The sequence below is a fragment of the Microbacterium sp. che218 genome (assembly GCF_040436305.1).
In the GTDB taxonomy this organism is placed as follows: domain Bacteria; phylum Actinomycetota; class Actinomycetes; order Actinomycetales; family Microbacteriaceae; genus Microbacterium; species Microbacterium algihabitans.
Genome location: NZ_AP031501.1, coordinates 2,503,729 through 2,524,996, shown reverse-complemented (window position 1 = coordinate 2,524,996; position 21,268 = coordinate 2,503,729). Strand labels below are relative to the sequence as shown.

Below are 21,268 nucleotides of genomic sequence, written 5' to 3'. Positions count from 1 at the left end.
TGTCAGCTCGACTGGGCGCGAGCGATGTGCAGGGCGAGGTAGCCCACCTCTTCGTCGGAGATGGCCACCTCGTGCTCCTTCAGGACGAACGCGCGGATGCGTTCGGCCGTCGCGACGGCCCGCGGGTGCTTGGCCGTCATGGTCGCGAAGAGCAGGTCTTCGTCGTGACCGGCGAGGCGGTCGCTGAACAACCGCTCCGCGAAGAACTGCAGGTGCGTGAGGAACCGACGGGTGTGGAGGTCGTCGGCATCCAGGGTCACTCCCCCGGCGTGCGTGACGATCGTGGTGATGTCGGACACGAGCCCGACCACCCGCATCGAGTCGACGGCAGGGCGTCCCACCTCCGAGTTGACGAGGTGGAAGGCGATGTTGGCGGCCTCTTCATCAGGAAGCGACACCCCCGTGCGCTCGCGGAGCAGCCCGAGCGCGCGCAGGCCCACCTCGTGTTCACGGGGGTAGACCGTGCGCACCTCCCACGCGAGGCGGTTGGTGACCTGCAGGCCCCGCCGCTGGCGCTCCACCGCGAAATGCAGGTGGTCGGTGAGCGTGAGGTAGATGTGAGCGTCGAGTTCGATGCCCGCCTGCTCGGCATCCATCACGATCGCCCTCGTGAGCTCGACGAAGCCTCCGGGGATCTGGGCGAGCAGCTCGACGAGGTTGCGCTGATCGGCGTCGTCGAGGGCGACGAACACCCGGTCCGTCGATCCCGGCGCGACGGTGTCGCCCGGGCGCGCGGCGAAGCCGATGCCCTTGCCCAGCAGCACGCGCTCCACGCCGCGCTCGTCTTCGACGAGCACGACGCTGGAGTTCAGCACCTTCTTGATGATCTGCATGGGTGTCTCCGTCGACCCCGGCGGACGCGCAGCGAGTGCGGTCGTCACGCCAGGTCGGCCCCGTTCGAGGCGATGACCTTCTGGTACCAGAAGAACGAGTCCTTGCGACGTCGATCGCCGGTGCCGTTGCCGAGGTCGTCCTGATCGACGTGGATGAAACCGTACCTCTTCGAGATCTGCGACGACGAGGCGCTGATGATGTCGATCGGCGCCCAGCTCGTGTAGCCGCGCAGCTCCACGCCCTCGTCGACCGCGCGGATCATCTCCGCGAAGTGCGAGCGGAAGTAGTCGATGCGGTACGGGTCGTGGATGCGGCCGTCGTCCGTGAGCTCGTCGCGCATGCCCAGACCGTTCTCGACGATGAACAGCGGCTTGCCGTAGCGGTCGTAGAGGTCGATGAGAGAGATGCGCAGGCCCACGGGGTCGATCTGCCACCCCCACTCGCTCGACGGCAGGAACGGGTTCTTCACGCCGAGCACCGTGTTGCCGGGGGTCCGCTCGGCATCCGGGCGCACCGATTCGGTGAGGGTCATGTAGTACGAGAACGAGATGTAGTCGACCGGGTGCTCGCGCAGCAGCTCCACGTCGCCCTCGGCGAAGGGGATCGTGATGCCCTTTGCCTCGAGCGCCTTCAGCGCCAGCCGCGGGTACGCCCCTCCGGCCTGCACGTCGGTGCACAGGTAGAGCAGTCGTTCCTTGGCCTGGGTCGCCGCGACGTCGTCGGGGTGGCAGGTGTTCGGGTAGGTGGTGAGCATCGTGAGCATGCACCCCATCTCCGACTCCGGCCACATCTCGTGCAGCATCTTCGTCACCGACGCGGATGCCACGAACTGGTGGTGCAGCGCCGTGTAGCAGGCCTGTTCCAGCGATCCCTCGACGGTCTCGTCGATGATGCCGCCCGAGGTGAACGGGTGGCGGATGATGCCGTCGATCTCGTTGAACGACAGCCAGAGGTCGACGAGGTGGCCGAAGCGCTCGAAGCACGTGCGCGAGAACCGCTCGAAGAGGGCGATCGTGCTGCGGTCGACCCACGCGTTGTTCTTCAGCGCGAGCGCGAGCGGCGGGTCGTAGTGCGACAGGGTCACCAGCGGACGGATGCCGAGACGGCGCATCTCGGTGAAGAGGTCGAGGTAGAACGCGATGCCCTCCTCGTTCGGCTCGAGCTCCTCGCCGGTCGGGTACAGCCGCGACCAGGCGATCGACACCCGCAGCACTGAGAAGCCCATCTCGGCGAACAGCGCCAGGTCCTCGCGGTAGCGGTGGTAGAAGTCGATGCCGCGACGCTTCGGGTAGAAGGCGATGTCGTCGTCGGCCATCGCGGCGGCGATGCTCTCCAGCGTGTGCTGGTGGTGCACCGCGTACTCACGCGGGTCGACGTTCGGGCGGTATTTCGCGACGTCCGAGACCGCGGGACCGCGGCCCCCTTCGTTCCACGCGCCCTCGGCCTGGTTGGCGGCGAGCGCGCCGCCCCAGAGGAATCCGTCAGGCAATCCCATTCGCGGTCTCCTTCGCGTCGGTCGACAGCAGAGCGGCGCCCGCGGCGACGCGTCCGGTGACGAGGGGGGCGACGTCGTACGCGTCGCCGTTGAGCACGACGACGGGCGTCGTGATGTCGAGTCCTGCGGCTTCGATGGCCGCCAGGTCGGCGGTCAGCACGTGCTGTCCGGCTTCGACGCGGTCGCCCTGGGCGACGTGCGCGGTGAAGGGCGCACCCTCGAGGCGGACGGTATCGAGGCCCACGTGCACGAGCACTTCGAGTCCGTCGTCACCCAGAATGCCGAGCGCATGGCGCGAGGGCAGCAGGCTCGACACCGTGCCGCTGATGGGGGCGCGCACTTCGCCGTCGGTGGGGCGGATCGCGACGCCGGGCCCGAGGATGCCCCCCGAGAACACGGGGTCGTCGACCTCGGCGAGGGCGATGACCTCGCCCGTCATCGGGGCGACGATCCCGCCCGCGGCGGGCTCCCCGACAGGGGTCGACGTGCCCGCCTGCTGTTCGAGCAGACGCACGGTGGCCGAGTCGGAGTCCTTCCAGATGACCAGCGACACGATGAACGAGGTGACCATGGCGACGAGCGCGCCGATGACCGCGTGCAGCAGGTTCCAGGGGTTGGCCATGTCGATGAACATCGAGATGGAGGCCGCACCCGGGCTGACCAGCGCGAAGGCCGAGATGGCCGCGATGCCGAGGTACGAACCACCCACGAACGCGCCGATGACGACCGAGATGACCGCGCGACGGTTCTGCAGCGTCACGCCGTACAGGGCCGGCTCAGTGATGCCGAAGAAGGCCGAGATGCCCGACGAGATCGCGGTGCCACGGAGGGTCTTGTTCTTCGTGCGCACGGCGATCGCAAGGCTGGAACCGGCCTCGGCGAGGTTGTGGGCGAGAGAGGCGACGAGGTAGAAGCTCTCCTTGCCCGCGGAGGCCATGGTGGCCACCGTCGGCGGGATGAACGCCTTGTGCATGCCGACCGAGACGATGAACGGAAGGGCGGCGGCCATCAGCGCCACGGCGATCCATCCGAGGGTGCCGTACAGCCACAGCATCGCCCCGGTCAGCAGGGTGCCGAGGAAGAAGCCGAGCGGACCGAGCAGGAAGATCGTGGCGGGTGCCACGACGACGAAGCAGATCAGCGGCACGAGGAAGGTGCTGATGACGCTGGGGCTGATGCGGCGGGCGAAGCGCTCGACGACGGCGAGCAGCAGCACGGCGAGGATCGGGGGGAACACCTGCGCGTTGTACGCGATCGCGGGGACCGCCAGGCCGAACAGCGCGACGCCGCCCTCCTGGGTGAGAAGGCCCGCGAAGGTCGGGAACACCAGCAGGCCGACGATGCCGAGCGCGAGCGGGATGTTCACGTCGAGCTTCTTCGCGGCGGTGTAGGTCACCAGCAGCGGGAGGAAGAAGAAGACCGCGTCGGGGATCGCGGTGAGCACCTGATAGGTCTGATCGGTCGTCTGCAGCCATCCGAGCGCGACGGCGAGGATGAGGAACGACTTGAAGATTCCCGCACCGGCGACGGCGGGGATGATCGGGGTGAAGACGCCGACGACGAAGTCCATGAACACCGACCCGGCGCGCTTGAGTGTCAACTTCGGCTTCGCGGCATCGACTCGCGCTCCGGCGCGGGTGCCGCCACCGGTGCGCAGCTTCTCGATCTCGCGGAAGTAGTTCGCCACTCCCGATCCGACGATCACCTGGGTCTGCGTCCCCAGCACCACGCCGATGACGCCGGGCGTGGCCTTGAGTGCGGCCTCATCGGCCTGCGTGTCGTCGGCGAGTGTGAAGCGGAGGCGGGTCGAGCAGTGGTGGAGCGAGGCCACGTTGGCCGCTCCGCCGACGTGCTCGAGGATCGCGCGGGCGCTGTCCTGAGTGGTCATCGAAGTCCTTCCTTGGATCGAAGGACACGCGTCGCGACGTCGACTCCGAAGTCGCCCGGGCAACAAAAAAGGACCCGAAGGCGGTGCTCTCGCACTGCGTTCGGATCCTGCCTGCATGACCAGTCACATGTCCGTCGGCGACTCTACACGACGATTGACGGATGCCGAATCGCACGACTGCACGCTCGCGATGGGCCCCTGCATCCCGGGTGCTCTCCCGGCGCGACGGGAGGTCGCGCTCTAGGATTCATGCCATGCCCGGTGCCGGTGACGTCTCCCTCCCGCCCGGCGGCGTGCAGAAGCTGCTGAACAACAACGTCGTCGTGGCGATCGACGGCGACGGCCGCGAGCGCGTGCTAATGGGGCGAGGGATCGGGTTCCAGCTCAAGCACGAGGGGCGGGTCGATCCGACCAAGGTCGAGAAGACCTTCGTGCTCGAGCAGGGCAGCGACACCGCTCACGCGCAGAAGCTGCTCACCGACGCGCCCTACGCGCTGGTCGAGGCGGTCCTGCACGCGGTCGACCAGGCCGAGCGCGACCTCGGCCGGGATCTCGGCCGACGCCTCCCGCTCGCCGTGATCGACCACATCACCTACGTGATCGAGCGCCTCGACCAGGGCATCCGCATCCCCGGCACCTCGATGCCCGAGCTGCGGATCCTGCACCCCGACGAGTCGCGCGCCGCGGAGCGCATGGCGACCTCGATTGCGGCATCCCTCGACCGTGAGCTTCCGCCGGAGGAGGGCGTGTTCCTCACGATGCACCTGCTCAACGCCACGCGCGACGAGCCCAACGGCACCGCGGCCCTGCTGTTCCGCCGCGTGCAGCACGTCGTGCGCACCGTCGAGACCGGCCTCGGCGTCGCCCTCGACACCGAGAGCCCCGATTACGCGCGGTTCATCCTGCACGTGCGCTTCCTGCTGCAGCGGCTCGTGAATCGCGCGATGCTCTCGAGCGGCGACTCGTCGTTCTTCGAGTTCGCCAAGCACCGTTATCCCCGGGCCTTCGGTATTGCCGAGGCCGTGAAGGGCTACGTCCACGCGGCCACCGGATCGACCCTGACCGACGAAGAGGTGCTGTACCTCACGGTCCACGTCGAGCGTCTGGCGACGAGCCTGGGCCGCGCCGACGACAGTGGCGGCCCCGACGCCCCGGTGCTATAGTCACCGACGCAGGGGTCACACCCTGCCGACGATTTCCGGATTGTTACCGCGCGAGCGGGCAAGACCTGAATCCACATCGCTGACGAGCGATGAACGGATTCGGGTCTTTTTTATTGCCCGAAACACCCGGCAGCGTCGCCACAGAACATCTCGAACAGGCCGCATCGATGCGGCGAAAGGCAGGCGGTTCCGATGACGGATCACGCGAAGACGGCGGCGGGGGTCCTCGCCGGTGTCGGTGGAGAGAGCAACGTCCAATCCCTCGTGCACTGCGCGACGAGGCTCCGGTTCGTACTGAAGGACGAGGGCAAGGCGGACGCCGCGGCGATCCGCGCGACGCCCGGTGTCATCACCACGGCCCAGGCGGGCGGTCAGTACCAGGTCGTGATCGGCAACGACGTACCCGACGTCTTTGCCGCGATCCAGTCGCAGACCAAGCTCGGCGGCGCCGGATCCGAGGGCGGCGAGACCGGCCCCAAGGGCAATCTCTTCAACCGCTTCATCAAGATGATCTCGGCGATCTTCACCCCCATCCTGTGGGCCCTCGCCGGTACGGGTCTGCTGAAGGCGTTCGTCGCCGCGGCCGTCACCTTCGGATGGCTGGATGCCACGAGCACGACCTACACGATCCTCAACGCGCTCTCCGACGCGCTGATCAACTTCCTGCCGCTGGCGCTGGCGATCACCGCGGCGCGCTATTTCAAGGCGTCGGAGTTCACCTCCTTCGCGATCGCCGGAGCGCTGGTCTACCCGACCATCACCGCGCTGAACGGTCAGCCCGACATCACCTTCTTCGGCATCCCGGTCACGATGGTCAGCTACGTCTCGAGCGTCATCCCGGTGATCATCATCGTGTGGCTGCAGAGCTACGCCGAGCGCTTCCTGCTGAAGGTCCTGCCCGGCGCCGTGCGCCGCTTCCTGACCCCGATGATCGTCGTGCTCGTCGCCGTGCCACTGGTCTTCCTCGCGATCGGCCCCCTCTCGAGCCTCGTCGGCGGCGGCCTCGCGGCCGGCATCGGCTGGGTCTTCCAGACGCTTCCCTGGTTGGGCGGCGCGATCATGGGCGGCCTGTGGCAGGTCTTCGTGATCTTCGGGCTGCACTGGGGCCTCGTGCCGCTGTTCCAGCTCGAGTACCAGACCACCGGTCAGATCCTGCTCATCGGCCCGGTGTTCGCCGCGGTTCTGGCCCAGGCGGCCGCCGTCGCCGGTGTGCTCGTGCGCACCCGCAACAAGAACCTGCGCTCGCTCGCCGCCCCGGCCACGCTGTCCGGCTTCCTCGCCGGTATCACCGAGCCCGCGATCTACGGCATCAACCTCCCCCTCAAGCGTCCCTTCGCCTTCGGCATCGTCGGCGGCGCCCTCGGTGGCGCGCTCATCGCGATGGGCGGGGTCTTCTCGAAGGCGTTCGTGGTGCCCTCCGGCTTGGCTCTTCCGGCCCTGCTCGGCAACGGCAACATGGTCCTGCTGGCGATCGGTCTCGGCGTCGCGATCCTGGTGCCGTTCCTGCTGGTCGTGCTGCTCGGCTTCAAGGACCCGGTCGACGCCACCGCTCCCGCGACGCCCGCCGTCGCCACCGACACCGTGGTGCGAAACCCCGTCGACGGCACCGTCGTCGCGCTCAGCGAGGTCCCGGATGCCGCCTTCGCCGACGGCTCGCTCGGCAAGGGCGTCGCGATCCGGCCGACCTCGGGCGCGGTCTACGCCCCGTTCGACGGCACCGTCGTCGCCGCCTTCCCGACCGGTCACGCGGTGGGCTTGCGCGGAGTCGACGGCGTGGAGCTGCTCATCCACGTCGGCCTCGACACCGTCAAGCTCGGTGGCGAGCACTTCACGCTGAAGGTGCAGTCGGGCACCGAGGTCAAGGCGGGCGACCTGCTCGTCGAGTTCGACGGCGACGCGATCGAGAAGGCCGGCTACGACCTGATCACGCCCGTCATCGTCACGAACGGCGACCTCTACCCCGACATCGCCGACACGGCATCCGGACCTCTCTCGCACGGCGAGACCCTGTTCCGCGCCGTGTCGGTCGACTCCCTCACCCCCGCCCGCTGACCCCCTGGAGGCACAGAACATGACGAACACCCCCTTCCCCGACGGGTTCCTCTGGGGCGGCGCCACCGCCGCCAACCAGATCGAGGGCGCGTACGACGCCGACGGCAAGGGTCTGTCGGTGCAGGACGTGATGCCCCGCGGCATCTCGGGCCCGCGCTCCGAGACCCCCACGCCCGACAACCTCAAGCTCGTCGGTATCGACCACTACCACCGCTACGCGGAGGACATCGCGCTGTTCGCCGAGATGGGCTTCGGTGTCTACCGGTTCTCGATCGCGTGGAGCCGCATCTTCCCGAAGGGCGATGAGACCGAGCCCAACGAGGCCGGCCTGGCGTTCTACGAGCGCATCCTCGACGAGCTCGAGAAGCACGGCATCGAGCCGCTCGTGACGATCTCGCACTACGAGACGCCGCTTCACCTGGCCGAGCAGTACGGCGGCTGGACGAACCGCGAGCTCATCGGGTTCTACGAGCGCTACGCCCGCACTCTCTTCGAGCGCTTCGGCAGCCGCGTGAAGTACTGGCTCACCTTCAACGAGATCAACTCGCTCCTGCACGCTCCGTTCATGAGCGGCGGCATCCCGATCCCCGAGGGCGGCGTCCCCGAGCAGCAGCTGTACCAGGCGATGCACCACGAACTCGTGGCATCCGCTCGCGCCACCCGCATCGCCCGCGAGGTCGCCCCCGAGGCGAAGGTCGGCTGCATGGTGCTGTCGATGCCGATCTACCCGCTGACGCCGTCTCCCGACGACGCCGTCGCGGTGATGGAGGCCGACCACGGCAACCTCGTCTACGGCGACGTGCACACCCGCGGCGCGTACCCGGGGTACTTCCTGCGGACGCTCCGCGAGAAGGGCATCGAGCTCGACATCACCGACCAGGACCGCGACGACCTGACCAACACGGTCGACTTCGTCTCGTTCAGCTATTACATGTCGATCGCCGAGACCGCCGACCCCGCCAAGAAGGTCGCGGGCGAGGGCAACATCATGGGCGGCGTCTCGAACCCGACGCTCGAGGCGAGCGAGTGGGGGTGGCAGATCGACCCCGTGGGCCTGCGCCTGGTGCTGAACCAGTTCTGGGACCGCTGGCAGAAGCCCCTGTTCATCGTCGAGAACGGCCTGGGCGCGCGCGACCAGCTCGTCGAGGTCGACGGTGAGAAGACCGTCGTCGACGACTACCGCATCGCCTACCTCAACGACCACCTCGTGCAGGTCGGCGAGGCCCTCGAAGACGGCGTCGAGGTGCTCGGCTACACCTCATGGGGCTGCATCGACATAGTCAGCGCCAGCACCGCCCAGTTGAGCAAGCGATACGGTTTCATCTACGTCGACCGCAACGACGACGGCACCGGCTCGCTCGATCGCTACCGGAAGAAGTCGTTCGGCTGGTACGCCGACGTCATCCGATCCAACGGCGCGTCCCTCACGCGCTGATCCCCCCTCACCGGATCGGCCCCGAGTCCTCGTGGCCCGGGGCCGATCCCCTTGGAGTGCACATGACCCGCATCGCCTTCCTCGACGTCGACGGCACGATCCTCGAGCACGGCTCGCTCATCGCCCCCTCGACGGTGACCGCCGTGCGCACGGCGCGCGAGAACGGGCATCTCGTGTGGCTCTGCACGGGCCGCTCCGCCGGCGACATCCACCCCGACGTGCTGGCCATCGGCTTCGACGGCGCGATCACGAACGGCGGTGCCTATGCGACGCGCGGCGAGGAGCCCGGCGACGACGCGCTCATCGTGGAGCACCCGATGCCCCGAGCCGACGTCGAGGCGGTCGAGCGGTACTTCGAGGCCCACGGCATCCACTACTTCCTGCAGACGCACGGGGGCGTGTACGCGAGCGCCGGCATGGGCGCCGTGATGTCCGCCTACCGCCGGGAACGCCACGAGCAGCGCGCCGCCGAGCTCGAAGCGCAGGGCCTGCCCGCCGAAGAACCGCTCTGGCGCGAACCGCGACCGGTGTCGGAGGTCGACCGCGACGCCGTCGCCAAGGCCGTGTTCGTCAGCCCCTCGATCGACACCGTGACCCACGCGGCGGAGGAGCTCGGCGACGCATTCCACGTCATCCCCGGGTCGATCCCCCTCCCGGGCGGCTCGAACGGCGAGATCGGTCAGGCCGGGGTCACCAAGGGCTCCGCGATCACCGAGGTGCTCGCCCTGCTCGACATCGATGCGGCGGATGCCATCGGCATCGGCGACAGTTGGAACGACGTGGAGATGTTCGAGGTCGTCGGCACGCCCGTCGCGATGGGCAACGCCGTGCCCCAGCTGCAGCAGCTCGCGGGCCGCGTCACCACCGCGGTGCTCGACGACGGCGTGCACAACGCGTTCGCGGAGCTGGGCCTGATCTGACGCCTTGCCCGCGAAATGTCCCTGAGCCTGTCGAAGGGACCGGGCCCCGCGTCACGCCCGGAGGCTTCGACAAGCTCAGCCACCTGTCCCACCCAGGTCCCTGAGCCTGTCGAAGGGCCCGGGACCCAGCGTCACGCCCGGAGGCTTCGACAGGCTCAGCCACCTGCCCCACCCAGGTCCCTGAGCCTGTCGAAGGGCCCGGACCCCGCATCCCAGGTCCCTGAGCCTGTCGAAGGGCCCGGGACCCGCGTCACGCCCGGAGGCTTCGACAAGCTCAGCCACCTGCCCCACCCAGGTCCCTGAGCCTGTCGAAGGGCCCGGAACCCGGCTGTCAGTCCAGGAAGATGTCGGGGTACATCGCCTCGTCGTGGGTGCCCGGCACGGCCGCGTACCCCGAGAAGTCCGTCACTCCCGCGGCTTGCAGCACGTCTTCGACGATCAGCGTCTGCCCGGTGCGCTCGCGCGAGGGCGCGATCAGCACCTCGTATGCGGCATCCGCGTAGATCTCCGGCGTGCGCGAGACGGCCATGAGCCGGTCGCCGCCGATGACGTTCTGCACGGCGGCGGTCGCGATGGTCGTGCGCGGCCAGAGGGTGTTCGCGGCGATGCCGGCCTCGGCGAACTCGGCCGCGAGCCCGAGCGTGGCCATCGTCATGCCGAACTTGGCGAGGCTGTAGCCGGTGTGTGCGCCGAGCCACTTCGGCGTGACGTTCAGCGGCGGCGACAGCGACAAGATGTGCGGGTTCTCGGCGTCCTTCAGCTGCGGCACCGCGGCGCGCGAGAGCAGGAAGGTGCCGCGCACGTTGACGTCCTGCATGAGGTCGTACTTCTTCGTCGCGAGCTCGAGCGAGCCCGAGAGGTCGATGACGCTGGCGTTGTTGACGACGATGTCGATGCCGCCGAACTCGCCGACCGTGCGCATCACCGCTTCGGTGATCGATGCCTCGTCACGCACGTCGCCGACGATCGGTAGCGCCCGACCGCCCGCCGCACGGATCTCCTCCGCGGCGGTGTGCACCGTGCCGGGGAGCCTCGGGTGCGGGGTGTCGGTCTTGGCCAGCATCGCGATGTTCGCGCCGTCGCGGGCCGCGCGCAGCGCGATCGCGAGGCCGATGCCGCGGCTTCCGCCCGACATGAGGATGGTCTTTCCCGCAAGCGTCACGAGCGGTGTCCTTTCGCGGAGGCGGCGGCGAAGGCGGCGACCCGCGCTTTCGCCTCGGGGGTCTCGAAGGCGGCGCCGATGGTGGCGGCTTCGTCTTCGAGGTTCTCGGCGAATGTACGGCCTGCACCCACGCGCACGAGGCGGGTCGCCTGCCCGAACGCGGCGCTCGCGCCTTCGAGCCAGAACCGGGCGATCTCATCGACGCGAGAGGCCAGATCTCCGGATGCCACGACCTCGGCCACCAGACCCCAGTCCAGGGCCTCCGCGGCCGACAGCATCCGATCCTGCAACAGCAGCTGCAGCGCACGGCGCTGCCCGATCGCGGCGGGCAGCAGCGTCGAGACGCCCAGATCGGGGGTGAGGCCGATGTTCGCGTACCTGCTGACGAAGCGGGCGTTCTCGCTCGCGACGACGTAGTCGGCCGTGAGCATGAGCCCGAGTCCTCCGCCCGCGACCGCTCCCTGCACGGCGGCGACCATCGGCAGGGGCGCTTCGGCGAAGGTGCGGATGCCGTCGTGAATCGCGTGCGCGGTTTCGGTGACCTCGGAGCCGGAGGCGCCCGTGGTCGCCATCGCGACGACGTCGCCACCCGCGCAGAACGCCGGCCCGTTGGCATCCAGGATCACCGCTCCCACCGACGCATCGGTCGTGACCTCGTGCGCGACGTCACGCCAGCGGCGCGCCATGGGGAAGTCCATCGCGTTGAGAGAGGCGGGCCGGTCGAAGGTGACGCGCGCCAGTCCGTCTTCGATGTGCAGCTGAATGCCGTCGGTCATTTCGGTGCCATTCTGATCGCGCCGTCGAGGCGGATGGTCTCGCCGTTGAGGTAGCCGTTGTCGACGATCGCGAGCACGAGGCGCGCATATTCGTCGGGGGCGCCGAGGCGAGAGGGGTAGGGCACCTGCTGGCCAAGCGAGTCCTGCGCCGCCTGCGGGAGTCCCTTGAGCATCGGCGTCTCCATGATGCCGGGGGCGATGGCGACGACGCGGATGCCGTGGCGGGCGAGCTCGCGCGCCACGGGGAGCGTCATCGCGTGCACACCGCCCTTGCTCGCGGAGTACGCGGGCTGACCGATCTGCCCGTCGAAGGCCGCGACGCTCGCGGTGTTCACGATGACCCCGCGGTCACCGCCCTCGGTGGGGTCGGTCTTCGCCATGACGGCGGAGGTCTGCGCGATGACGTTGTAGGTGCCGATGAGATTGACGCGCACGACGCGTTCGAAGTCGGCGAGCGACGAGGGGTTCCCGTCGCGGTCGAGCACCTTGGCGGGCGGTGCGATCCCCGCGCAGTTGACGACGACGCGGAGTGGTCCGGCGGCGGCGGCGAGGGCGGCGGCTGCGGCGATCTGCTCGGCATCCGTCACGTCGGCGGCAGCGAACGATCCGCCCAGTTCCTCGGCGACCGACGCCCCCGGCGACGAGGGCAGGTCGACGATCGTGACGCGGGCTCCTGCGGCGGCCAGTCGTCGCGCCGTGGCCAGGCCCAGGCCCGAGGCGCCGCCGGTGACGAGGGCGGAGGCTCCTTCGATGTCCATGCGTTCTCCTTCGAAAGCTGAAACCGAGTTCCACCCTAGCCGGAACTCAGGACCGCGAAACGCCTCGGCCCCATCGCCCCGGCCGCGTGCGTCCGGGGCGCGTGCGGATGGCCGCGGTGGCGGCCCCGTCGGCGAGGAGGATGGTCTGCTCGGGTGCCCAGCCGTAGGCGTCGCGCAGGCGCGCACCGAGGGCCTCGACCGGGTCGGCGACGGTCAGCTCGGCCCCCCGCGGCACGTCGGCGGCGTGCGGGTCGAGGTCGTGGGCCGCCGCGCGCAGGTCGACCACGAGATCGCGCATGCGGTCGGGGCCGTAGGCGGCGGATGCCAGGTCCCAGTCGCCCACGACGACCGCCACCCCCGCGGGGCACACCTCGGGCCGCACCTCGGCGCGCGGGCCGGCCCACAGGCGGACGACCGCGACGCCCATCGCCGCCACGGCGAGGGCCCCCAGGATCGTCGCGGGGCCGAACGAGAAGCCGGTGAAGTACAGCGGGGACTCCCATCCGGCGGCGAGCGCCACCACGACGCGCGCGAGGCAGTAGAGCGCGTAGACCGCGTTGGCGATGGCGATGATGCGCAGCGGGCCGTAGGGCTCGACGCGCGAGTGGCTCGCCACCCACGCGCAGGCGGCGCACGCGGCGGCGAGGGCGATCGCCTTGACCGCGAGCGAGGTGGGCAGCGGAACGGCGGCGGTGACGACGGCGACGATGAGCGCGAGCACGAGGGCGAACGTCGACGCCCGGCGCACCCGGCGCCCCTCGAGCGCGGTTACCGCGACGAGCATGAGCGCGGGGGCCAGCACCATGGCCACGTCGCCGAGCACGAGGGTCAGCAGACCGCCCCCGGCGCCGTAGATGAAGTACATCGCGCTCGAGCCGACGGCGGTGACTCCGGCCACCGCCGCGTAGCGCAGGAACAGCGTCACCCGACCCGGCGTGCCCAGGCGCGGGAAGGCCACGAAGCCGACCGCGGTCGCGACCGCGACGGTCACCGCGAGTAGAGCGAACGAGAGACCCATGACACCCCCGTCATCATTCTGCCCCCGTCGCGCGCGAACCCCGTCGCGCGGGGCCGGTTCGCGCAGGCGAGTGTGCGCCCTGCGAGCGCGTGCGCAGCGATCCGGCGACGACGTGCCTGTCTTAGGCTCGTCGGGTGAGCGAGCTCGGGTTCCGTATCGAGAAGGTCGCCGTCGATGATCCCCGCGCGGTCGCCTTGCGTGGCGTGCTCGATGCCGATCTCGACGAGCGGTACCGCGACGCCGACGCCGACGACACCCCCGAGGTCGCCGCCAAGCGCGAGGCCGCGCTCGCGGTGCATGCCGAAGACGTGGTGGCGACGCTGCTCGCGATCGACGCGGACGACACCCCTCTCGGGCACGTGATTCTGCGCCGCCTCGGTGAGGAGTGGGAGCTCAAGCGCCTCATCGTCGCCGCCTCCGCCCGCCGCCGGGGCGTGGGCACGGCCCTGACCGAGACGGTGGTCGACCTCGCCCGTCGCGCGGGAGCGCGCCGCGTCATCCTGCAGAGCGGACGGATGCAGCCCGAGTCGCTGCGCATGTACGCCGCCGCGGGCTTTACCCCGATCCCGGTCTACGAGCCCTACATCGAGACCATGCCGCGCTCGCTGTGCTTCGAGTACGTGTTCTGACTCGTCGGTAGCCCCGCCGCCGACGCTCACGTCCCCACGACGAGGAACGCACCCGACGCCACTGCGGCAGTGAGCGCCAGAGCTCCCAGCACGATCGCTCCCGCGAGGGCAGCACCGTCGCGGGCGGACAGCGTCGAGGGGCGCGCCCAGGTGCGCTCGACGTCGGCGCCGAAACCGCGCGCCTCCATCGCGGTGGCGAGTTTCGTTCCGCGCCGCACGGCGAAGACGAGCAGCACGAACGCCATCGAGAAGAACCGCCGCAGCGCCCCGCGGTCGCCGAGCCCTCGTGCGCGGCGGGCGAGGGTCATCGTGCGCCAGTCGTCGACGAACAGTCCCACAGTGCGCGCCCCGGCGAGCACGCCGAGCACGAAGCGGCTCGGCAGCTTCGCCACTTGCGCGAGGGCGTCGGCGAGCGCGGTGGGGTCGGTGCGGGCGAACAGCAGGATCATGGGCAGCGCGAGCGCGAGCACGCGCAGCAGCACGGCGATCGCGAGCACGATCGAGTCGTCGCTGATCGTGGCGAACAAGAACGTGCCGTAGACGGTGCCGCCGGGTCGGGCGTACAGCAGCATGCTCACCGCCGCGACGGGGGCGAAGACCAGCACGGGCAGCATCCGCTTCAGGACGGTCGCGAACGACAGTCCCGTCAGCGGCACGCAGAGCAGTTCGAGCACGAGGGCCGTCGCGGCGCTCACCGCGTCGATCGACACGAGCAGGGGTACGGCGAGCACCGCCACGATCGCGACCTTGGTCACGGGGTTCACGCCGTCGAGCCAGGCCGCGCGCGCGGGGGCCTCGACCACGACGCTCACGCGGCCTCCCCCAGGTGGATGCGGTGCTGCCCGAGGTGGCGCACCACGTCGGCGTCGTGCGTGACGGCGATCACGGCTCGCCCGCGCGCGATCTCGCGCTGCAGCAGGGCGACGAGCTCGGTCCAGCCGCGACGGTCCTGACCGAAGGTCGGCTCGTCGAGCACGATCACCTCGGGCGAGGCCGCGAGCACCGTGGCCACCGACAGACGCCTCTTCTGGCCGCCCGAGAGCGTGAACGGGTTGGCGAGCGCGAGGGGGGCGAGGTCGAGTCGCTCGAGCAGTTCGTCGACGATCTGCTCGACCTGGGCCGCCGGCATCCGGAGCGCTCTGGGCCCCACGGCGAGCTCGTCGCGCAGCGTCGACGCGAGGAACTGGTGCTCGGGCTCCTGGAACACCGTGCCGATGCGCGTGAGCAGTTCGGTGGAGCGCCAGCGGGAGGGGCGCCGGATGCCGCGGGCCGCGAGCCCCGCCGCGGCGGTCACCTCGCCACGGAGTTCGGGCAGGAGCCCCGCGAGGGTGAGCGCGAGGGTGGACTTGCCCGCTCCGTTCGGGCCCGTCACCACGGTCCCCGCACCGGAGGGCACGACCAAACTGAGATCGGTTGCGACGACGGTGCCCTTCTCGCGACCGATTGTCAGCGTCTCGGTCGTGAGCACGGCATCCGGGGTCTCGAGAGGCGGGGGAACCGGAAGTTCCATCGGGCGACCCGGCACCCACACGCCGGCGGCGGCGAGCGCGTCGCCGTGCTTCGCGAACACGCGATCGGGCGGGCCGTCGGCGAGCAGCCCTCCACCCGGGGCCAGCACCACGACCCGCGTCATGAGGTCGGCCCACACGGCGGTGCGGTGCTCGATCAGCACGAGCGTCGTGCCCTCGCGCGCGATGACGCCCTCGACGGCCGCGCGCACGTCGTCGACGCCGTCGGGGTCGAGGTTGGCGGTCGGCTCGTCGAGCAGCAGCAGTCCCGGGTGCATCGCGAGCACACCCGCGAGCGCGAGGCGCTGCTTCTGCCCGCCCGACAGAGCCTTCGTCGGTCGGTCGAGGGGCACGGTCAGGCCGACCGAGGCCAGAGCGTGCGCCACCCGGTGGGGGATGTCGGACGCCGGCACCCCGAGGTTCTCGCACCCGAAGGCCACGTCGTCGCCCACCTTCGACAGCACGATCCCCGCCTCGGGGTCCTGCAGCACGAGGCCGATGCGTCCGCGCTGTCCCTCGGGCGCGGCGCCGTCGACGAGGATCCGCCCCGCCTGCTCCCCCTCGTCGCTGCCGCCGAGCAGCCCCGCGAGACCGGCGAGAAGGGTCGACTTGCCGGCACCCGAGGCGCCGAGCAGCAGCACCCTCTCGCCGGGCTCGATGACGAGGTCGACCTCGCGCGTGGCGGGGAGCTTGCGGCCGGCGTAGCGCCAGCCCCAGCCTTCGACGTCGACGCGCGCGGGTTGCGGCATCAGACGTCGCGGCGGCGTTCCCGCCCGGCGGCGAAGCGGCTCAGCGCACCGGTGGCCGCCAGTGCGCGCACGAGCAACCAGCCGACCAGACCGGCCAGCAGCGCACCCGAGACCACGAGGGTGCCGAGGTAGATGAGGTTGAACTCGACGGTCTTGGCGATGTTCGGCGACGAGCCGACGAACAGCTCGTTCAGCCACGCGCCGACGCCCGCGCCGACTCCGGCGAGCATGGCGACCGGCAGGGTGAACCGCAGGTAGAGGAAGGCGAGGAAGATCAGCTCGGCACCGAGGCCCTGGGCCAGGCCCGACACGATCGTGAGCGGACCCCACACGTTGCCGATGAGGGCCGAGACGACGGCGGCCACGAGCTCGACCAACAGGGCCGCACCGGGCTTGCGGATGATCAGCCCGCCGACGACGCCGCCGATCAGCCAGATACCCACCGCGATGCCGCCGAGACCGGGAGTGACGCCGTCCATGGCGACGAACCAGAGGCCGCCGACGGTGTTCCAGGCCCAGAACACCAGGCCGATCGCGACGCCGAGCACGGCGGCGACGACGATGTCGACGACGCGCCAACGGAAGCGGTCCGAGGCGACGACCGTCGAGCGGTTCGCGGGGGCAGACGTGGACGTGTGCATTTCTCTCCTCCCTGCGCCGGCATGATCCGGATCAGGTTCGACGGTCGAAGCGTGGATTCGCTTCCTCTCAGCCCGGCTCACCGGACTCCCGTGGGTTGTGGTGACGAGTATAGGGGCACGCCCGGGGTAGCGTGGGCGGGTGAGCGAGCAGATCCCGGAGTCGCGACGCGCGCCGCGGAACCCGGACGAGCCGCCCGCCCCTCCGGCGGAGTCGGAGCAGACTCCGGATGCCGCTTCCCCGGCCGACCCGCAGGCTGCAGGCACCGTCGAGGCCGAGGCATCCCGAACCGTAGCGGTCCCGCCGTCATCGGCGGAGGCGACGACCCCGCCGCCGACGACCGACGCCTCGCCCGCGTCGACCGCCGCCACGGCATCCGGAACCTCCACCGTCATCGGAGCGCTCGCGTGGGTCGACCCCGACCATGCAGCGGCTCCGCGCCCCGCCCCGACCTTCGTCGTCTCGGGCTCCACCCTTCGTGCCGGCGATCTGCTGGCCGGAGGGCGCCGGCGCCGCCTGCATCCGGCCACCGTCGTTCCACCCATCCTCCTGCTTATGCTCGTGGCGGCATACGTCGCCGCGACCCTCCTGTGGCCCCTTACCGCGGTCGCTCCGACCGTGCGCACCGTCGCCGCGCAGCCAGTCGCCGCGCCGACGGCGAACCCCGCGTGGCCGGCGCAGGGCGAGGCGGCGATCGCGCTCGACGGCATGCCCGAAACCCTCTCGACGCTCGCGAACGCGCCCGAGTCGATCGCGAGCATCACCAAGGTGGTCACCGCCCTCGTCGTGCTCGACAAGCTGCCGTTGGCCCCCGGCGAGCAGGGCGGCACGTACGCCTTCACGCAGGCCGACAGCGCCGACTACTGGCAGTACCGGGCGCGCGGCGAATCGTCGCTCGACGTGCCCGTCGACGGCACTCTCACCCAGTTGCAGATGCTGCAGGGCATGCTCATCGCCTCCGCGAACAACTACGCGCAGCGCCTGTCGAACGACCTCTTCGGATCGGATGCCGCCTTCGCCGCCGCCGCGGGAGAGTACCTCGCCCAGCGCGGCATCGACGGCATCACGATCGTCAACCCGACCGGCATCGAGGCGGGTAACACCGCGACCCCCGCCGCCCTCATCGCTCTCGCCGAGCGCGCGCTCGCCAACCCCGTCATCGCCGAGATCGTGCGCACGCCCGAGCTGACGCTGCCGGGGGCGGGCACCTTCCGCAACGGCAACTCCCTGCTCGAGGATCCCGGCGTGATCGGCGTGAAGACCGGCACCCTCGACGCGTGGAACCTGCTGACGGCGAAAGACATCACCGTCGGCGGAACCACCGTGCGCGCCTACGCCGCCGTGCTCGGCCAGCCAGGCCCCGACAGCCGCAACCAGGCCAGCCGCGATCTGTTCGCGCGCATCGAGCAGGAGCTGCAGCCGAGCCCCTCGCTCACGGCCGGCACGGTCGTCGGCAAGGTCGAGTCGCTGTGGGCCCCCGACGTCGATGTGGTCACCGCCACCGACGCGACCGTCGTGCTGTGGAACGGCGCCGAGGCCAAGACCTCGACCTCGTTCGACCTCGGCGACGCCCGCGAACCCGGCGAGACCGTGGGTTCGCTCACGGCCACCGGGCCCGTCGACGCCGACACCGTCGAGGTCGAACTCACCGGCGAGCTCGAACCGCCGAGCCCGTGGTGGCGCCTCACGCACCCCCTCGACCTGTTCGGACTGAACGGATGAAGCTCTCGCTCGACGCCTCGTCGTCCGTCCCGCCGTTCGAACAGGTGCGGGCCCGGATCATCGCGCAGATCGACGACGGCACGCTCGTCGCGGGAACCCGTCTGCCTCCGGTACGGACCCTCGCGGGCGAGCTCGACCTCGCCGCCAACACGGTCGCCCGCGCCTACAAAGAACTCGAAGAGGCGGGCTACGTCGAGACCCGGGGCCGCGCGGGAACGTTCGTGAAGGGCGCGGATGCCGCCGCCGCCCGAGGGGCCGCCGCCGCGCGGACCTACGCCGAAACGGCGCGACGCCTCGGCTTGTCGAGTGCCGAGGCGATCGATCTCGTGCGGGCCGCTCTCCGCGACAACTGACGAGCGGTGACGCGGCTCACGGCGGTTTTCGGACGCATCCGGATGCCGTGGCGGACTTCACCCGCAAGATCACTCGTGATCCTCTGACCTCGGCTTTTTCCGGCTCACGCTGGCGGATTGCGACCCCAATGCCCCTGGATCCACCGAAATTGGGCCGGATGCACCGTGATGCCCCGACTCAATGTCGGAGGTCGTCGCTAGCATGCACACATGTCATCGGAAACCTCGTCGACACCCCCGGAGAACGGCCCGCGTGGCCTGTCCGCGGTGCTCGCCGAGGTCCGCTCCACCGGCGCTGTGCTCGCCGCCGCGGAGGTCGCCCGCACCCGCGCTCTCGCTGAGGCCGGGCACCTCGCCCTCGACGTCCTCGCCGACCAGCGTGCGTCCGCCCGCGCCGCGCAACTGGCCCTCCGCGAGGTGGCATCCGAGCTCGCCGCGGCCGAGAACCTCTCCGACCGGTCGGTGCAGCGGCAGATGTGTCAGGCGATGACCCTCGTCGACGACTACCCCACCACCCTCGCCGCGTGGGAGGCGGGGGCTCTCACCCGCGCCCACGCCCACGTCATCGCCGACATCGGCTCAGCCCTCCCGCCGGAGAAGAAGGCGGAGTTCGACCTTCTCGCCGTCGCCACCGCCGAGGGCCGCAGCCCCGCACGCCTCCGCTCCCGTCTGGCGGTCCTGGCCGAGAAACTGCACCCCACCACCCTCACCGAACGCCACCAGCGCGGCCGCGACACCCGCTGCGTCCGTCTCCTCACCCAAGCCGACGGCATGTCCGACCTGATCGCGACCCTGCCCACGGTCCTCGCCGTCGGCATCTACGACCGCCTCACGCATCAAGCCCGCGCACTCCTCGACATTCGGGCTGGGGGCGGGCTCGGGCTCGGGCTCGACGGGGGCGACGGGTCCCTCGCTGGTGTCGACGCGACTGGCGCCGGCGCAACCGGCTCCGCGGTATCCGGCGCACAGCCCGGTCTCCATCTCGGCCTCGATTCCCCGTCAGACTCTGAGTCCCGACCCGTCTCCGCCTTCGCCGCGGCATCCGCCCCCGTTTCCGACTCCGTTTCGGGGCAGTCCGCCGCTCAAGCCGCGCTCTCCCCCGCCACCGTGCTCGCCACCGACCAGCGCACCACCGCGCAGCTGCGCGCCGACATCTTCGCCGACCTGCTGCTGGCCGCCGCCCCGGAAGCCGACCCCACCCGCACCGACGACGGCCCCGGCACCCTCGGCACCATCCGCGCCCGCGTCCAGATCGTCGTGCCCGCCCTCACCATCCTCGACCCCACCCGAGAAAACCACGACCCCGCCGAACTCATCGGCCACGGACCCATCGACGCCCACACCGCCCGCACCCTCGCCGAAACCACCCCCACCCCCTGGGACCGCGTCCTCACCCACCCCCTCACCGGGGCAGTCCTGCACACCGACACCTACCACCGCACCACCGCCATCGACCGCCACCTCCGCGCCCGCGACCGCCACTGCCGCTGGCCCGGCTGCACCATCCCCGCCATCCGCTGCGAAGTCGACCACACCCACGACCACGCCAAAGGCGGCCCCACCACCATCACCAACCTCGCCCACCTCTGCCAACGCCACCACACCCACAAACAATTCACCCGCTGGCAGGTCACCCAACTCCCCGGCGGCATCCTCACATGGACCTCCCCCACCGGCCGCACCTACACCGACGAACCCCTCCCCTACTCCCCCGCCGTCCGCTTCACCCCCGACGACCCACCCCCACCCGACCCCGACGACAACAGCACACCCCCACCCTTCTGACACCCGCACAGCCCTGCACCCACGCCACCCGCGCGCTCCTCCCTCCCCGCGCGCCTCGCAGACGCGCCCGCATCGAACACACGCCCCCGCCTCGAGCAGGCGCACCCGCGCCCGCTCCGATCCACACCCAACCTTCTGACGCGTGCCGCCCCGCACCCGCGCCCGGCAGGCGCGCCTCCGCTGAGCAGCGGCGCCCGCGGCCTCGCACTCGCCTCGCCATCACACACGCCAACGCCCGCCCGCATTCGTGCCCGGCAGGCGCGGCAGCGCTGGTCAGCGGCGCCCTCGCGCTCGCCTCGCCATTGCCCTCGCGCCCCCGCACCCGCCGCGTCCCCCGCACCCGCACCCGCACCCGCACCCGCACCCGCACCCGCACCCGCAC

At 70.6% G+C, this 21,268-nt stretch carries 18 protein-coding genes and 1 riboswitch; of the genes, 8 read left to right on the top strand and 10 right to left on the bottom strand.

The window, feature by feature from the left end; genetic code table 11:
- Nucleotides 1-2: 2 nt before the first annotated feature.
- The 3 genes from ABXS86_RS11955 to ABXS86_RS11945 are packed head-to-tail and all read right to left on the bottom strand — an operon-like array spanning nt 3 to nt 4,217.
- Nucleotides 3-833 (bottom strand): PRD domain-containing protein, encoded by an 831-nt coding sequence (locus ABXS86_RS11955; protein WP_353664596.1) that lies wholly within the window; start codon nt 831-833, stop codon nt 3-5.
- Nucleotides 834-877: 44 nt separating this feature from the next.
- The gene (locus ABXS86_RS11950) at nt 878-2,329 is read right to left on the bottom strand and encodes a family 1 glycosylhydrolase (RefSeq protein ID WP_353664595.1); all 1,452 of its coding nucleotides are present in this window, start codon (nt 2,327-2,329) and stop codon (nt 878-880) included.
- Entirely contained in the window at nt 2,316-4,217 is a 1,902-nt protein-coding gene (locus ABXS86_RS11945) for a beta-glucoside-specific PTS transporter subunit IIABC (protein ID WP_353664594.1), read from the bottom strand. The genes ABXS86_RS11950 and ABXS86_RS11945 overlap by 14 nt, the downstream gene beginning before the upstream one ends.
- A 254-nt stretch (nt 4,218-4,471) precedes the next feature.
- Between ABXS86_RS11945 and ABXS86_RS11940 the strand changes: the two genes are divergently transcribed.
- From ABXS86_RS11940 to ABXS86_RS11925, 4 genes are all read left to right on the top strand, one after another.
- Nucleotides 4,472-5,380: a PRD domain-containing protein gene (locus ABXS86_RS11940; protein WP_307206942.1), complete on the top strand. Its 909-nt coding sequence runs from the start codon at nt 4,472-4,474 to the stop codon at nt 5,378-5,380.
- Between the two features lie 192 nt (nt 5,381-5,572).
- Entirely contained in the window at nt 5,573-7,432 is a 1,860-nt protein-coding gene (locus tag ABXS86_RS11935; protein WP_353664593.1) for a beta-glucoside-specific PTS transporter subunit IIABC, read from the top strand.
- 19 nt (nt 7,433-7,451) lie between these two features.
- On the top strand, nt 7,452-8,867 hold the full coding sequence (locus ABXS86_RS11930; RefSeq protein WP_353664592.1) for a glycoside hydrolase family 1 protein: 1,416 nt from the start codon (nt 7,452-7,454) through the stop codon (nt 8,865-8,867).
- A gap of 62 nt (nt 8,868-8,929) precedes the next feature.
- Entirely contained in the window at nt 8,930-9,787 is an 858-nt protein-coding gene (locus tag ABXS86_RS11925; protein WP_353664591.1) for a Cof-type HAD-IIB family hydrolase, read from the top strand.
- Between the two features lie 331 nt (nt 9,788-10,118).
- Here ABXS86_RS11925 and ABXS86_RS11920 read toward each other — a convergent pair whose 3' ends face one another.
- Genes ABXS86_RS11920 through ABXS86_RS11905 form a run of 4 tightly spaced genes read right to left on the bottom strand, consistent with a single transcriptional unit; the run spans nt 10,119 to nt 13,501 of the window.
- Nucleotides 10,119-10,949: an SDR family oxidoreductase gene (locus ABXS86_RS11920; protein ID WP_353664590.1), complete on the bottom strand. Its 831-nt coding sequence runs from the start codon at nt 10,947-10,949 to the stop codon at nt 10,119-10,121.
- A complete protein-coding gene (locus tag ABXS86_RS11915) occupies nt 10,946-11,725 on the bottom strand; it encodes an enoyl-CoA hydratase/isomerase family protein (protein WP_353664589.1) in 780 nt (259 codons plus the stop codon). Before ABXS86_RS11915 ends, ABXS86_RS11920 begins: the two co-directional genes overlap by 4 nt.
- Entirely contained in the window at nt 11,722-12,483 is a 762-nt protein-coding gene (locus tag ABXS86_RS11910) for an SDR family NAD(P)-dependent oxidoreductase (RefSeq protein WP_353664588.1), read from the bottom strand. Before ABXS86_RS11910 ends, ABXS86_RS11915 begins: the two co-directional genes overlap by 4 nt.
- Before the next feature lie 46 nt (nt 12,484-12,529).
- On the bottom strand, nt 12,530-13,501 hold the full coding sequence (locus ABXS86_RS11905) for a hypothetical protein (RefSeq protein ID WP_353664587.1): 972 nt from the start codon (nt 13,499-13,501) through the stop codon (nt 12,530-12,532).
- 134 nt (nt 13,502-13,635) lie between these two features.
- Between ABXS86_RS11905 and ABXS86_RS11900 the strand changes: the two genes are divergently transcribed.
- Entirely contained in the window at nt 13,636-14,130 is a 495-nt protein-coding gene (locus ABXS86_RS11900) for a GNAT family N-acetyltransferase (protein ID WP_353664586.1), read from the top strand.
- 26 nt (nt 14,131-14,156) lie between these two features.
- Here ABXS86_RS11900 and ABXS86_RS11895 read toward each other — a convergent pair whose 3' ends face one another.
- From ABXS86_RS11895 to ABXS86_RS11885, 3 genes are all read right to left on the bottom strand, one after another.
- Nucleotides 14,157-14,942: an energy-coupling factor transporter transmembrane component T family protein gene (locus ABXS86_RS11895; protein WP_353664585.1), complete on the bottom strand. Its 786-nt coding sequence runs from the start codon at nt 14,940-14,942 to the stop codon at nt 14,157-14,159.
- Nucleotides 14,939-16,387, bottom strand: a complete 1,449-nt coding sequence (locus tag ABXS86_RS11890) for an ABC transporter ATP-binding protein (protein WP_353664584.1) — start codon at nt 16,385-16,387, stop codon at nt 14,939-14,941. The genes ABXS86_RS11895 and ABXS86_RS11890 overlap by 4 nt, the downstream gene beginning before the upstream one ends.
- Nucleotides 16,387-17,028 (bottom strand): ECF transporter S component, encoded by a 642-nt coding sequence (locus tag ABXS86_RS11885; protein WP_353664583.1) that lies wholly within the window; start codon nt 17,026-17,028, stop codon nt 16,387-16,389. The genes ABXS86_RS11890 and ABXS86_RS11885 overlap by 1 nt, the downstream gene beginning before the upstream one ends.
- A riboswitch (TPP riboswitch) is annotated at nt 17,020-17,130 on the bottom strand. Its footprint overlaps the gene before it by 9 nt.
- A gap of 37 nt (nt 17,131-17,167) precedes the next feature.
- Here ABXS86_RS11885 and ABXS86_RS11880 point away from each other — a divergent pair.
- The 3 genes from ABXS86_RS11880 (at nt 17,168) to ABXS86_RS11870 (ending at nt 20,886) form a co-directional block, all read left to right on the top strand.
- Nucleotides 17,168-18,748 (top strand): D-alanyl-D-alanine carboxypeptidase, encoded by a 1,581-nt coding sequence (locus tag ABXS86_RS11880; protein ID WP_353664582.1) that lies wholly within the window; start codon nt 17,168-17,170, stop codon nt 18,746-18,748.
- Complete coding sequence (locus ABXS86_RS11875) at nt 18,745-19,101, top strand: GntR family transcriptional regulator (protein ID WP_154097722.1); 357 nt, start codon at nt 18,745-18,747, stop codon at nt 19,099-19,101. The genes ABXS86_RS11880 and ABXS86_RS11875 overlap by 4 nt, the downstream gene beginning before the upstream one ends.
- A gap of 210 nt (nt 19,102-19,311) precedes the next feature.
- Nucleotides 19,312-20,886, top strand: coding sequence for an HNH endonuclease (locus tag ABXS86_RS11870; protein ID WP_353664581.1), 1,575 nt, complete (start codon nt 19,312-19,314; stop codon nt 20,884-20,886).
- Nucleotides 20,887-21,268 lie beyond the last annotated feature (382 nt).

Coding starts and splice junctions, on each gene's coding strand:
- ABXS86_RS11945 (WP_353664594.1), bottom strand. CDS start 4,217: ATGACCACTCAGGACAGCGCCCGCGCGATCCTCGAGCACGTCGGCGGA.
- ABXS86_RS11870 (WP_353664581.1), top strand. CDS start 19,312: ATGTCATCGGAAACCTCGTCGACACCCCCGGAGAACGGCCCGCGTGGC.
- ABXS86_RS11950 (WP_353664595.1), bottom strand. CDS start 2,329: ATGGGATTGCCTGACGGATTCCTCTGGGGCGGCGCGCTCGCCGCCAAC.
- ABXS86_RS11915 (WP_353664589.1), bottom strand. CDS start 11,725: ATGACCGACGGCATTCAGCTGCACATCGAAGACGGACTGGCGCGCGTC.
- ABXS86_RS11930 (WP_353664592.1), top strand. CDS start 7,452: ATGACGAACACCCCCTTCCCCGACGGGTTCCTCTGGGGCGGCGCCACC.
- ABXS86_RS11905 (WP_353664587.1), bottom strand. CDS start 13,501: ATGGGTCTCTCGTTCGCTCTACTCGCGGTGACCGTCGCGGTCGCGACC.
- ABXS86_RS11940 (WP_307206942.1), top strand. CDS start 4,472: ATGCCCGGTGCCGGTGACGTCTCCCTCCCGCCCGGCGGCGTGCAGAAG.
- ABXS86_RS11910 (WP_353664588.1), bottom strand. CDS start 12,483: ATGGACATCGAAGGAGCCTCCGCCCTCGTCACCGGCGGCGCCTCGGGC.
- ABXS86_RS11890 (WP_353664584.1), bottom strand. CDS start 16,387: ATGCCGCAACCCGCGCGCGTCGACGTCGAAGGCTGGGGCTGGCGCTAC.
- ABXS86_RS11875 (WP_154097722.1), top strand. CDS start 18,745: ATGAAGCTCTCGCTCGACGCCTCGTCGTCCGTCCCGCCGTTCGAACAG.
- ABXS86_RS11955 (WP_353664596.1), bottom strand. CDS start 833: ATGCAGATCATCAAGAAGGTGCTGAACTCCAGCGTCGTGCTCGTCGAA.
- ABXS86_RS11885 (WP_353664583.1), bottom strand. CDS start 17,028: ATGCACACGTCCACGTCTGCCCCCGCGAACCGCTCGACGGTCGTCGCC.
- ABXS86_RS11925 (WP_353664591.1), top strand. CDS start 8,930: ATGACCCGCATCGCCTTCCTCGACGTCGACGGCACGATCCTCGAGCAC.
- ABXS86_RS11935 (WP_353664593.1), top strand. CDS start 5,573: ATGACGGATCACGCGAAGACGGCGGCGGGGGTCCTCGCCGGTGTCGGT.